The following is a 15,517-nucleotide window of genomic DNA, read 5'->3' on the forward strand; positions in this document are numbered from 1 at the left end:
CGGATTACAGCTGCTGGGCAAAGGACAGGAAGCTGGAAAAAGAGAGGGCATACTGGAACCAGGTATTTGAAGAACCAGCCCAGGTACTGGAGCTGCCAACGGATGCAGGAAGGGGGCGTCTGCGTGACAGTCAGGGAGGACAGGTGAGCCGAACACTTCCAGAGAGTGTAAGAGAGAACATAAAGGATTACTGTCAGAATCATGGGATGACGGAATACATGGTGCTGCTGGGAGGGCTGATGGTACTGCTTGGGGCATACAGCGGACAAGAGGATATCACAGTAGGAACGGTGGCGGCAGGACGAACCAGAAGGGAAACAGAAGAGGTCATCGGAATGTTTGCCAATACGCTGGTAATGAGAGGATATCCAGAGAAGGAAAAACAGGTGAAAGCCTTTTTCGAGGAAATCCGAGAGACAGGAATCAAAGGATATGAAAACCAGGAATACCCTTATTGGAGACTGGCAGAGGAAAAGGGAGGAAAAAGGGAGTTGTCCCGGAATCCACTGTTTGACGTAATGCTGGTATTGCAGGATGGGGAAGCAATGGAATACCGCTTGAATGGAGTAGAGAGCAGTCTGGAGGCAGACGGGGCAGGAGAGGTGCAGTTTGAACTGACGTTTCAGATAAAAAGAAACGAGAAGGAAGAAGAGGTATCACTGGAATACAGCCGAGAGCTTTACCAGGAGGAAACCGCCAGATGGATGCTGGAGCATTATGTGGAATGTCTGGGATGGATGCTGGAACACCCAGAGGAGCCACTGGGAAAGGTAGAACTTGCTGGGGAAGAAGAGAAGAAAAAGATTTTACAGGAATTTAATTATACAGAAAAAGAATATCCAAGAAATCGAAGCGTTGTAGAATTATTTGAAGAACAGGTGAAAAAAAATTCCAGGCATACTGCGGTTGTTTTTGAAGATAAAAAACTGACCTATGAGGAACTAAATGAAAAGGCTGATTTGCTTGCAGTAAAACTGTGTAAATATGGAATGAAACCAGATGATAAAATCGTGGTACTGGCAGATAAGAGTCTGGAAACTATAATAGCATTTCTGGCTGTTGTAAAAGCTGGCGGCGTATATATACCCGTTGATACGGCATATCCAGAACAGAGAAAACAATATATCCTCCATGATTGTAATCCAGCCTTAGTACTGCTTTATCATAACCAGGTAACAACCCATATTCCAACACTGGACTTGGAGGATGCATCCTTATATCAGGCAGAAAATGAAACTGTGCCACAGGGAAATAAAACTGGAAAGTTAGCTAATATTATTTATACATCAGGAACAACAGGAAAACCAAAAGGGGTTATGGTAACAGAAAAAGGAGTTATACGACTGGTTAAAAATTCAAACTACATGAAACTGGACGAGCACATTGTTATGTTGCAGACGGGTTCCATGGCTTTTGACGCGTTTACATTGGAAATATGGGGGACGCTTTTGAATGGCGGAACACTTGTAATTGCAGAAACAGAGGTGATTGCTGATGAAAAAATGCTTCGTGAGCTGATTACTAAGAATAGAGTAAATACCATGTTTTTAACAACATCTTTATTTAACCAGATGGTACAGACCAATGCGGAACTATTTGCTGGGCTGGAATATCTGCTGACAGGCGGAGAAAAAATTTCAGAAGATCATGTTCGGAAATTCAGAGAGGTGAATAAAGAAACTAGTTTGATAAATGCATATGGGCCAACTGAAAATGCAACCTTTACTACGACCTTTGAGGTAAAAGCTTCCTTTGACCGAATACCAATTGGTAAGCCTATTGCCAATACAAAGGTTGTAATAATAAATGAAAATAAACTTTGTGGAATTGGTGTGCCAGGTGAATTGTGTATTTATGGGGATGGACTAGCAGAAGGTTATTTGAATGACAGCCTGATGACAAGTGAAAAGTTTCGTCCAAATCCCTATGAGAAAGGAAGGCTGTATCATTCAGGCGATTATGCCAGATGGCTGCCAGATGGAAACATAGAGTTTCTTGGACGAATCGATGAACAGGTAAAAATAAGAGGATTTCGGATTGAACTGGGAGAAATTGAAAGTGCAATCAGAAAAATAGAGCAGATTCAAGATGCAGCGGTTATTGTAAAACAAAATCAAAATTGTGAAAAGGAAATGTATGCTTATTATACTTGTAAAGATGGTGTAATAGAAACCAGAAAAGTCAAAGACGGTTTAAAGAAATCCCTTCCATCCTATATGATACCGGCTTATATGATGCAGATTGATGAAATACCAGTAAATCGTAATGGTAAATTGGATCGAAAGGCTCTTCCAGAGATAGAAGCTCCAATAGAAAATGAATATGTGGCACCAGGAAATAAAAGAGAAGAACTTTTATGCAGATTATTTTGCGAAATATTGAGTATAAACCAGGTGGGAATAAGAGATAACTTTTTTGAACTGGGAGGACACAGTCTGCGGGCTACCAGACTTGTAAATCAGATAGAATCAGAACTGGGAGTCCGGCTACGATTAAAGGAAGTTATGTTAAATCCAACAGTAGAGCAGATAGCTGAGCTTTTGAAAAATACGAAGACATGCTACCAGCCAATTCCAGAGGCTGAAATAAAAGAATTTTATGAAATGACATCTGTGCAAAAGCGTACCTTTATTACAACTCAGATGGATAAAGAAGGAATTCTTTATAATATGCCAAAGATAATGCAGGTTTATGGTGAATTACATATAGAAAGATTTAAAACGGCATTATCAGAGATGGTGAAAAGGCATGAAATATTAAGGACAAAATTTGTTCGGGAATCAGAACAACTGGTACAAAAAATCCAGTTTAGTCCAGAACTAGATTTTGCATATTTTCAGGATCTTAGCACTCCAGAAAATCAACTGATTCAAAATATGATTCAGCCATTTGATTTGGAAACGGGAAATCTGATTCGGGCAAGAGTGGCAGAGCGTAATGGATACCACCTGCTTTTTATTGATATGCATCATATTGTAAGTGATGGAATGAGCCAGGAAATATTTTATAGAGAACTTTGGGCGTTATATGAGGGGAAAAGCCTTGGAAAGTCCAGGCAGTATAAAGATTATAGTGAGTGGATGAAACAAAGGGACTTGAGTGAACAGAGATCCTATTGGCTGGGGGAATTTGAAGAAGAGCCGCCTGTATTAGAAATTCCAACAGATTACCAAAGACCAAATACCATGACGTACCATGGTGCTGTAGAAAAATGTGTAATTAATCAGAAACTTTCGGATGCACTTGAACAGCTGACAAAAGGGACTGGCACAACAAAGTATATGGTTTATTTGTCATCGATTATGATTCTGCTGGGAAAATACAGCAGACAGGGGGATGTTGTAGTAGGAACTCCAATGAGCTGTAGACTCCATAAGGATACAGAAAATATGCTTGGTATGTTTGTCAATGTATTGGCAATGAGAGGAAGACCAGAAGGAAAGAAGACATTTCGTACTTTTTTAATGGAAATGAAAGAAAAGGCATTAAAGGCGTATGAAAACCAGGAGTATCCGTTTGAAGAGCTGGCAGAGGAAGTAGCAGCCAACAGAGATCGATCAAGAAATCCATTATTTGATGTTATGATGGTGATGCAGAATAATGAAACTGTAACTACCCAGACCGCTGGACTTAAAATGAAGCAGACAGAATCAGGAAAACAGATTGCCAAGTTTGATTTAACTTTTATGATAAATGAGGGTGAACAACAGGACGAGTGGCTGCTGGAATACCGGACAGATTTATATAAGAAGGATACTGCATTGTCTATGCTGGCTCATTTAGGAGAGTTGTTACGTAAGATTGTAACAAATCCGGACCAGCTGATAGAAGATATTAGTTTCCTGACAGATTGGGAACGTCAGAAGATTATGGAGGAATTTAATGCTTCTGATATGGATTATGATAAGGAAAAAACAGTGGAAGACTGTTTTAAAGAGCAGGTAAAGCAAAGTCCATACGGCAAGGCGGTGGCTATGGGGAATGAGTGCCTGACCTATGAGGAATTAGATCAGAAAAGTGAGAGTCTGGCATACTGGTTAAGGGAACTGGGGGTTAAGAAAAATGATTATGTAGCAATTGTAGCAGAACGAAGCTTGGAAATGATGATTGCCATAATAGGAACAATTAAGGCAGGCGGAGCATATGTCCCAATCGATCCAGAATACCCAGAGGAAAGAATTCGGTATATTATAGAAGATGCAAAGCCTTATGTGATTTTAACCTATCAGGCAGAAGTGTCAGATAATTTGCGGGAGAACCACAAGGTTTTGGAACTGGGAGATAAGGCGTTATATGACAATAAGGATTGCAGGCTGGAGAGTATACATGGAGCGGAAGATTTAATTTATTGCATTTTTACATCTGGTACAACAGGTAAGCCTAAGGGGGTAATGCTGGAACAGAGGGGGATTGTAAACCTAACTCAAAACCTGTCAAAACGATATGATATTACCAATAAAGATGTAATTTTACTCTTTGCAAGCTTTGCTTTTGATTCTTCTGTCTGGGAAATATTTATGGCATTGTTAAATGGTGCAGAATTATGTATCGTTTCAGATGAGATTAGGAAGGAACCCAGACGGTTTGAAGAATATATAAAACAGCAGAAGGTAACGGTTATGCTTTTACCACCACAGTATTTATTAAATTTAAATCTAAAGAATAACCGCAGTCTGCGACTGATTTTATCCGCTGGTTCTGAGGCAGCAGTTGAAATTACCAAAATACTCCCAGACGGAGTACGATATGTAAATGAATATGGGCCGACAGAAGGGTCTGTTTGCGCCACTTATTGGGAAATGGATTTAAACCGTACGTTTCAGCAGCATAAAATACCAATTGGTATCCCTGTTCCCAATAAAAAGATTTATATTGTGGATGATAAGGAAAACTTATGTCCAATTGGAGCTATGGGTGAATTATGTATTGCCGGAACTGGCCTTGCAAGAGGGTATTTAAATAAAGAGGAACTGACCCGTGAAAAATTTGTGCAAAATCCATTTGGAGAAGGAAGAATGTATCACACAGGAGATTTGGCACGCTGGCTCTCAGACGGAACCCTTGAATACATGGGAAGGATCGATGAGCAGGTTAAAATAAGGGGCTTCCGTATTGAACTTGGTGAGATAGAGAATGCCATCAGACAGCATGGAGAAATAAAGGATACAGCAGTTATTGTAAGAGGGAAAAAGGAAGAAAGCAGAATATGTGCTTATCTGGTATCAGATACAGCTGTTAATTTATCAGAATTCAAAGACTGGATGCGTACAATTTTACCAGAATATATGATTCCATCTTCCATTATGCAGATAGAGGCTGTTCCAGTAACAAGGAATGGAAAACTAGACAAGAAAGCACTGCCAGAGATTGAACGTGGAAGGGATGAAAGCTGGGCAGCGCCACAAAACAAATCAGAAGAGATGATTTGTAAGATATTTGAAGAAGTACTGGGGATTCAGAAGGTAGGAGCAAATGAAAACTTTTTTGACTTAGGAGGTCATAGTTTAAAGGTAATTAATCTGGTCAATCAAATAGAAGCAGAAACAGCAGTCAGATTTAGCGTAAGAGAAGTATTTGACAGTCAGACACCATCTAAGCTTGCATTATTACTGAGTTCTGCTGAAAAAGGAACGAAGGCTGCATTTTCAGTTGCAGAAAACAAACCATACTATCCAATGTCATCGGTGCAAAAAAGGATTTTTATACTTAATGAAATGGATCAAGAATCAACAGCTTATAATATGCCACAGATAGTAAAATTTCGAGGAAATATTTCTGCTGAAAAAGTTGAGTCAGCCTTACAAAAAATCGTCGACAGACATGAAATATTGCGTACATCATTTTTGATACAAAATGGGGAACCAGTACAAAAAGTGAATGAAGATGTGAAGGTCAATTTTACGTATGAGGTAGAGGGAGACATTTCAGAGCAGGAATTAATAGATAGGTTTATTCAGCCATTTCATTTCAGTGAGGAATCTCTTCTTCGAGTAAAACTAGTAAAGAGACAACAGGATTATGTTTTATTGAGGGATATGCATCATATTGTTAGTGATGGTGTTTCAGATGGTTTATTTAGGAAGGAATTAAATGAAATATATGCAGATAACCAAATGGAACCTGTCAAATACCAATATAAGGATTACAGCCAGTGGATGGAAACAAGAAATTTAGAGGATCAAAAGGCATATTGGCTTGAGGAGTTTGGAGAAGGAGTTCCCGTGTTAAATATGCCATATGACTATCCACGCAGCCAGAGACAGAACTTTGAGGGAGATATAGTAAATGCTTATTCAGGGAGCAAAATCAAGAACCTGGTAAAAGATACGGCAAGAAAAATTGCTGGAACAGATTACATGGTTTTATTAGCAGGTATTATGGTGATGCTTTCTAAGTATAGCAGACAAGATGAAATTGTTGTAGGGTCTTCTGTTGGCGGCAGAACCAATCAGAATACAGAAAAAATTATGGGGATGTTTGTGAATACCGTTGCCCTAAAAGGAAACCCAGAAAAAGGGAAGAGTGGAATCCAGTTTGTAAAAGAAATAAAAGATAAAAGTGTAAGAGCATATGAAAACCAGGAATATCCTTTTGAGGAACTGGTGGAGCATGTGGTGAAGACAAGGGATTTGTCAAGAAATCCAATCTTTGATGTACTATTTGCTTATCAGAATACGGAACAGGTATCACTTTGTCTGGGAGGAATAGCAGCAGAGGAAATTCCACTAACGACGAAAACAGCCAAATTTGATCTTACATTTAGTATCTGTGACATAGGAAATGAGTATCGAATTGAATTGGAATATTGTACTAAATTATTTAAAAAATCCAGCGTAGAAGCTATGCTTGATCACTATCTGGTAATTTTGGAACAGCTTTGTACGGTACCAGATAAAAAAATTGGTCAGCTGCAAATGATTACAAGAGCTGAAACAGCGTTAATTCTTGAACAATTTAATGCAACGGAAGCAGAATATCCAAAAGAAGCCAGTGTGGCAGAATTATTTGAAAGGCAGGCAGCAAAAACACCAGATCATATTGCAGCTGGCTTTAGAAACCAGTACTTAACGTATCGGCAATTGAATGAAAAGGCAAATTCTCTGGCAGACATACTCTGTGAATATGGTGTGGGTCCAGAAGAAAAGGTTGCCTTGCTGGCGGACAAAAGTCTGGAAATCATAATTGCCATACTTGCAGTCGTAAAGTCAGGCGCTGCCTATGTTCCAATTGATACATCATATCCAAAGCAACGAAAAGAATATATTTTAAAGGATTGCAGTCCAAAAGTATTACTTGTTTACAAAAATCAGATAGAAACCAGTGTTCCAGTGTTGGACTTAGGGGACCAGGCATTATATCAGGGAAATAAAAGTAATCCATCCCTGCTGAGAAAAGCAGAAGATTTGGCATATATGATATATACTTCTGGAACAACAGGAAAGCCGAAAGGGGTTATGGTAACAAGCAGATGTATATCTCGTCTGGTAAAGAACACAAATTTTATGAAGCTGGATGAACATATATCTGTTCTTCAAACAGGATCCATGGCCTTCGATGCGTCAACTCTTGAAATATGGGGACCATTGTTAAATGGAGGACGAGTGATAACAGCTGATACAGAAGAGATAACAGATAAACGATGGCTGAAAAGCTGTATGGAACAAAATAAAATAAATACGATGTGGATGACGTCTACGTTATTTAACCAAATGATACAGGAAGCTCCAGATTTATTTGATTCTTTAGAGTATCTTATGATAGGAGGCGAAAAGCTTTCTGAAGAGCATGTGCGTAAGTTTAAAGAACGAAAAACAGCTGTCCACCTAATAAATGGATATGGTCCAACGGAAAACACTACCTTTACCACTACCTATGAAATACCAGACGATTTTCAAGGTATTCCAATTGGAAAGCCAATTGCTAATACAAAGGTATTGATTATGGATGAAACGATTCTTTGTGGTATTGGAGTTCCTGGTGAATTGTGTACTTTTGGAGACGGACTTGCCAGGGGATATTTAAACGATGAGGAACTGACAAATGAAAAATTCAGGCCAAATCCCTATGGAAAAGGAAAGCTTTATTACACTGGGGATCTAGCCAGATGGCTTCCAGATGGCAATATTGAATTTCTTGGCCGAATTGATGAGCAGGTAAAAATCAGAGGCTTCCGGATTGAACTTGGAGAAATAGAAAGTGCTGTCAGAAGGATAGAAGGAATTCAAAATGCGGCAGTTATTGTAAAAGAAGATAATAAAGGAGAAAAGGTTATCTGTGCTTACTTTACAGCTAATGAAGGAAAAAAGAATAGTGAAATCAGGGAGAAATTAAAGAAGTATCTTCCAGACTATATGATTCCTTCTTATATGATGCAGATTGATGCGATTCCTGTAAATAAAAATGGCAAGCTGGAACGTAAGGCACTTCCTGTTCTTGAAATGGTGGCAGAAAATGAATACTTAGCACCAGAAACGGAAGCAGAAAAAACAGTGTGCCATATATTTGAAAAGGTTTTAAATGTGAAGCAGACAGGATTGAAAGACAACTTTTTTGAACTGGGCGGGCATAGCCTCCGCGCTGCTAAACTGGTAAATGAAATTGAGGCAGAAACGGGTATCCGCCTTTCGATAAAAGATGTGATGCTATATCCAACACCAGAACAGCTTGCCAAGCTGATTCAGGAGGAATGTGCTTATTATGAACCAGTTCCTCAGGCAGAAGAAGCAGAGTATTATGAAATGTCATCTGCCCAGAAACGTATTTATCTGGAAACCCAGAAGGATACGAATGGGATTTTATACAATATGCCAAGGGTTATGAAGGTGTATGGAGGTTTAGAACCAGAAAAAATAAAATCTGCTCTGGAAGCTATGATAGAAAGACATGAAATTCTTAGAACAAGGTTTTTTGTTTATGAGAATAAACTGGTGCAGAAAATTGAACCTCGCCAGGAAGCAGATTTTGAACTGATTTCAGACGATGCAGGTTCAGAGGAAGAAGTGATTTCAAACTTGGTGTGTCCTTTTGATTTGGAAAAGGGAAATGTAATTCGTGCCAGAGTAGTGAAAAGAACGGAATATACAATTTTACTGATTGATATGCATCATATTGCTGGTGATGGAATCAGCGAAGGAATTTTCTATGAGGAATTCTGGAAGAACTATTATGGACAAACCATAAGCGAGCCAGCAAGACAGTATAAGGATTACAGTGAATGGATGAAAAAACGGGACCTGAGCAGTCAGCGGGCATACTGGATGGCTGAATTTGAAGAGGAAGTACCAGTACTTGAGCTTCCAGTTGATTTTGCAAGGCCAAATGAAATTACTTATACAGGAGATGTGGTAAAACAAAAAATAGAAAAGTCTATCTATAGCAAGATAAAGAAATTATCAAAGGAAACAGGAACAACCACATATATGATTTTTATGGCAGCGGCTATGGTTCTACTGGAAAAATACAGCAGACAAAGTGATGTTGTTGTGGGGACATCTATTAGTGGAAGAACACACAAAGACACAGAAAAAATGCTGGGAATGTTTGTAAATACCGTTGCCATGAGAGGGAAACCAGAAGGAAACAAGACATTTTATGCCTTTTTAGATGAAATAAAAGAGAAGGCGCTCAAAGCCTATGAAAATCAAGAGTATCCATTTGAAAGGCTTGCAGAGGAAGTGGCTGGAGAACGGAACCGTTCAAGAAATCCATTGTTTGATGTTATGCTGGTTTTACAAAATAATGAGACCTCTGTCGTAGAAAACGGGGGGCTTAAAATCCAGGAAATAAGTGTGCTGGAGGATGTGGCAAAATTTGATCTGTCAATTGTAGTAAATGACAGAGAAGATGCTTGTGATTTAGAAGTTGTATACAGAGTGGATTTGTATAAGAAAACAACCGTACAAACCATGATTAGGCATTTCATCCGTATTTTAGAGCAGGCAGTAACGGCACCACATGAAAAACTAAAGAATTTTCCAATTGCTACAGCAGATGAAATCCAATTAATTGAAACGGTATTTAACCATACGGATTACCAATGTTCTGACACAAGAAATGTGGTGGAATTGTTTGAGGAGAAGGCAGCTAGGCACGCAGATAAGACAGCGCTGACATATGGTGCTGAGAAGATGACATTTGGAGAATTAAATGCTAAGGCAAACAGCATTGCGTGGAAGCTTCGGAAGCTGGGTGTACTGCCAGGTGACTTAATACCTGTTCTGGCAGAAAGAAGTATGGAAATGATTGTTGGGATTCTGGGAATATTAAAAGCTGGTGCAGCCTATGTTCCAATAGACCCAGCGTCGCCAAGGGACAGGATTCAATATATGCTGTCAGATGTAAAGGCAAATTACCTGTTATGGTATTGTGAAGAAAGGCAGCCAGACTGCTTTCCTGGGATAGAAGTTATTCCACTTACAAAAGGGGAACAAGAGGCATTTCAAAATCCAGAAAGGGCAGCAAAGGAAAATGATTTAATGTACTGCATTTATACATCAGGCACGACAGGAAATCCTAAAGGGGTACTGCTGGAATACAAGGGCGCGGATAACTTGTGCAGGTATTTTAAAGATTATCTGAAAATTACAGAAGGTGATGTGGTGATGCAATTTGCCAACAATACCTTTGACGCCTTTGTTTCAGAACTGATTATGTCTCTTCCACTGGGCTGCCGTCTGGTCATACTGGATCAGGACAGAGTTGCTGATGCAGAATATATATCAGATGTGATAAGAGAGGAAAAGATAACAATTGTAACACTGCCTCCTATTCTGTCATCTCAGCTAACGGACTATGCAGGACTAAGAGTATTGATATCAGCTGGATCAGAAGCAGTTGCCAAAACGGCAAGGAGCTGTAAGGAAACATTATTTGTAAATGGGTATGGACCAACAGAAAACACAGTGGGCACCACATATTGGAAATATGAAACGGAAAAAGAACTGCATAAAATTCCAATTGGAAAGCCAGTTTATCAGCATAAAATATACATTTTGCAAGAAAACAATTTGTGCGGAATTGGGGTTCCAGGTGAAATCTGTGTGACAGGACCTGGTTTGGCTCGTGGTTATTTAAATTTACCTGAGCTGACAAAGGAAAAATTCGTGGAAAATCCATTTGGAGAAGGAAAGCTGTATCGTACAGGAGATATTGGAAGATGGCTTCCAGATGGAAATGTTGAGTTTCTTGGAAGAATAGATGAACAAGTAAAAATACGCGGTTTCCGAATTGAACCAGGAGAGGTGGAAGCCGCTATTAGGAAAGTGGAACAAATAGCAGACGCAGCGGTTCTTGTAAGAAAGGATCAGGAAGGAAATAACGTGCTTTGTGCCTATTTTACTGCGGAGGCTGAAAAGAAGCCTGAGGATCTTTATATGGAGTTAAAGAATATTCTTCCTGACTATATGATACCATCGTACTTAATGCAGGTAACAGAACTTCCAATGACTAAAAACGGAAAGCTGGATAAAAAGAAATTACCTGATATTTTACAAAAGATACAGAGTAAGTATATTGCTCCTGCTGATGCGGTAGAAAAAATGGTGACTGATGCATTTGAAAAAGTTCTTAACTGCTGCCCAGTAAGTGTAATGGATAATTTCTTCCTGCTAGGAGGAAACTCACTGACTGCCGTTTCTCTTTTGCATGAGATAGAAAAAGTGTCCGGCAGACAGCTGACAGTTAGGCAGTTATTTGAAAATCCTGTGCCAGCCAGACTGGCAAAAATCCTTCGATTTAAAGAACAGACAGAGAAAATCAGGATACCTTGTGCTCCAGAAGGTGATTTTTATGCAATGTCTTTTTCGCAAAAGCAGATGTATCTACTACAAAAAATGAGTGGAGATTCCATTATCTACAATATGCCTTTTATTATGAAACTGTCAGGAGTACCAGATGTTTCCCGAATGCAGAAGGCCTTTAAAAAGCTGATTGAGGAAAACGAAATTTTCCGTACCTCCTTTGGGGAAGAGAACGGAGAATTTGTCCAGTATATCCATAATCAAATTGATTTTATCCTGGAATATAAAGAAATAGAGGAACAGGAACTAGAAGGAGAGGTGAAGAGTTTTATTCGTCCTTTTCATCTTCAGATGGCTCCTCTTATCCGGGCAGAATTAATTAAAATAAATACAGAAGCAGTATTATGCATCGATATGCATCATAGTGTTTCAGATGAAAGAACCATGGCCTTGATGATGGCAGAACTGACAGATTATTATATAGAAAAGCCAGGCAAAAAGAAGCTGATTCAATATAAGGATTATTGTGTATGGAATGCTTCTCGAGGAATTGAAAAGGAAAGAACCTACTGGTTAAACCGATTGAAAGATTGCCAGTCAGTCATGGAGCTTCCTGTTGATTACACAAGAAAAGAAAATACAGATCATAAAGGAAAGCGGCAGGGCTTTGTAATCAGTGGCGGAGAACATGAGAAAATAAAAGCATTTACGGCAGCAGAGTCAGTAACCAGCCAGATGTTTTACCTGTCGGCAATCATGATTCTTTTAGAAAAATATTGCCAGCAGCCAGATATTACAGTGGGTATTCCAGTTTCTCTGCGAAATCAATATGAACTGGATGATATGATGGGCATGTTTGTAAATACAATGCCAATTTATGCAGTTATTAATGAGGAATCCAGTTGTGCCAGCTTGATAAGTGAAATCAGGACAGCTGTGCTGGAGTGTACAGAAAATGCTGCGTATCCTTTTGAAAAGCTGGTATCAGATTTAAATGTTCCAAGAGATAACACGCGAAATCCATTATTTGATGTTGTAGTATCCTACCACAAAGAAGAAGTTGGACGCAAAAAGTGTTTTGAAGGAATGACCTGTGAAGAGTATCAAGAAAATGTAATAGTGGAAAAGTTTGATATGACATTTACCATTATCGAAACAGAGCATGCCGTTCAAATTGATATCACCTACCGGACCAGTTTATACAAAGCATCTACCATAGCCAATTTGTTAGAAAGCTTGCAGGATATTTTGCAGGAAATGACGGAGGATAAGAAACGTAAAATCGGTGAAATAGAAGGCATAAGCAAGAGGCAGAAAAAGCTGCTGCTGGAAACCTTTAATCATACAAAGGCAGTCCCAGAAAATAAAGAGGGTTCTATCTGTAGTCTGATAGACAAAGCAGTCTTGGACTATGCTAAGCGGAACGCACTTGTATATAAGGACCAGACCATTACTTATCAGGAACTGGACAAGCGGATAGAATTATTTGCACAAAGATTATTGCAAGAAGGTGTGAGAAAGCAGGAAGTTGTTGCTGTTATACTGGAACCCTCATTGGAAATGGTAGTATGTCTTTTGGGAGTTTTAAGGGCTGGAGCAATTTTTCTTCCAATGGATCACAATACACCAGAAGACAGAATATATGCTATCTTAAGGGAAAGTGGATGCAGACAGGTAGTTCTTGGCAGCAGGTGTAAAGGGGAATCCATTCAGAAGCTGGTGGAAGGCAATGTGATTCTGACGGACTCAGTAGAATGGGACAGACTTCCTTCGGACAAGAAGGTGGAGAGTAAGGTTACAGCAGAGGATTTGGCATACATTATATATACTTCAGGTTCAACAGGGGTTCCCAACGGTGTTATGGTCAGTCATGGTGCATTGGCAAATTTGATTTACTGGCATAACAGACAGTATGAAGTAACCAGTGGGGATGTTGCTGCAAAATATGCTGGATTTGGATTTGATGCATCTGTATGGGAGATATTCCCTTACGTCGCAGCTGGAGCGTGCATTCATATACTTGAGGAAGAAATGCGGATGGATTTAAAGAAATTAGCAGGTTATTTTGAAGAAAATAAGATATCCATTGCATTTTTACCAACTCAGATTTGTGAGCAGTTTATGTACTATGAAAATACCTCATTACGTTATTTGCTGACAGGTGGAGATAAATTAAGCTATTTTGTAAAAAAGAATTACAGGCTGGTGAATAACTACGGACCAACTGAAAACACAGTAGTCACAACTTATTATGAGGTGACGGAATCAAACAGTAATATCCCAATTGGTAAGCCTGTAGACGGGGTTTCGTTGTATGTTGTGGATAAAAGAAACAAGCTGGTCCCTCCTGGAGGAAAAGGAGAATTGTTAATAGCAGGCAGTAGTCTTGCAGACGGGTACTGGAAAAATTCAGAACTGACAAAGAAAAAATTTATTGACAATCCATTTGTATCAGGAACAAAAGCATATAAATCTGGAGATATTGTGAAATGGGATGAAGACGGGAACTTAAGCTTTATGGGCCGGAATGATGAACAGGTTAAAATTCGTGGAAATCGGGTGGAAATAGGTGAAATTGAAATGACAATCCAGAAATACCAAGGCATAAGTCAGGCAGTTGCCATAATCCGCTCTATCAATGGAAACAAGGTCATTTGTGCCTATTACTGCGGAGAGTCTGTTATAGATTCTGGAAAATTAAAGGCATTTATCAGAAAGTATCTGCCATCCTATATGATACCATCTTACTTTGTCTGGCTGGAAACGATTCCATTAACAGTCAATGGAAAAGTAAACCGAAGGGCATTGCCTGAACCAGAAATAATTCAGGCAGAAAGTTGTGAAAGGGCAGTAACAAAGGTTCAGAGTCAAATCTCTGATATCTGGAAAAAACTGCTTCATGTTAACGAAGTGGGAATACATGATAATTTTATGGAAATAGGCGGTGACTCCGTACTGATTATTCAAATGCATAAGGAACTAGAAGAACGATATCCAGGTGTCATGGTAGTTGCCGATATCTTTGCCAATCCTACCATTGCAGACTTGGCAGAGTTTATTGAAGAGAAGCAAAAAGAGAAGGTATTTCGTTGTATGCAGACATCAGCGAAAAAGGCATTTTATGCGGAGAATAGAAGACTGTCTGGTAAGAGAAAATTCAGACGGGAAGCAGAAAAAATGCTGGCAGATAAGGCAGTAGGTTTAGAAAGAACCGAGGAAAGACACAACGTATTTTTATTTCTGTATACATTTTTGATCAGCAGGATATCTGAACAAAAAGATTGGACTATTTGCGGTTTTAATGGTTCCGATTACTATTTCTTTGATATGGAAGTGGAACAAGGGGGAACTATTGGTGAACGGAAGGAAAAAGTAGAACAGCTCTATGCTGCTTCTGAAAAAAACGAAAGACCAAAAGTATTAACAGAAAGCAGAAGGAATGGTTTTGTACCAGTATTCATTTTTCAGGAGGATTCTACAGAATATTATAAAAAGTTTGCAGATGTGGTGCTTTGCGTAAAATTTAATGAAGGCAGATTATGGATGGAAACAGAAATTATAAATAAGGAAATATCAGAAGATTTTGCAGAGCAGATTTTGAATCAATATGAGCAGATTGTGAAAGCCGTTTTTAGTGAGTAGGGGAAAGGAGAATTGTAGTTCGTCGGGCAGGCGATACAAAAGAACATATGGAAAAAAGAGCATTTTTATTTTCAGGACAAGGCGCCCAGTATGTCGGAATGGGAAAAAGAATATGTGAAAAGTCAAAAACGGCAAGG

1 protein-coding gene is annotated in these 15,517 nt (G+C 39.1%); it reads left to right on the top strand.

Annotation, left to right across the window (positions count from 1 at the left end):
• Positions 1-15,380, top strand: a 15,380-nt coding sequence (locus tag BM305_RS18210) for a non-ribosomal peptide synthetase (protein WP_092564330.1), incomplete at its 5' end; no start/stop codon positions are given.
• Positions 15,381-15,517: the final 137 nt, after the last annotated feature.

This window comes from Anaeromicropila populeti (assembly GCF_900112775.1).
Lineage (GTDB): Bacteria > Bacillota > Clostridia > Lachnospirales > Lachnospiraceae > Anaeromicropila_A > Anaeromicropila_A populeti.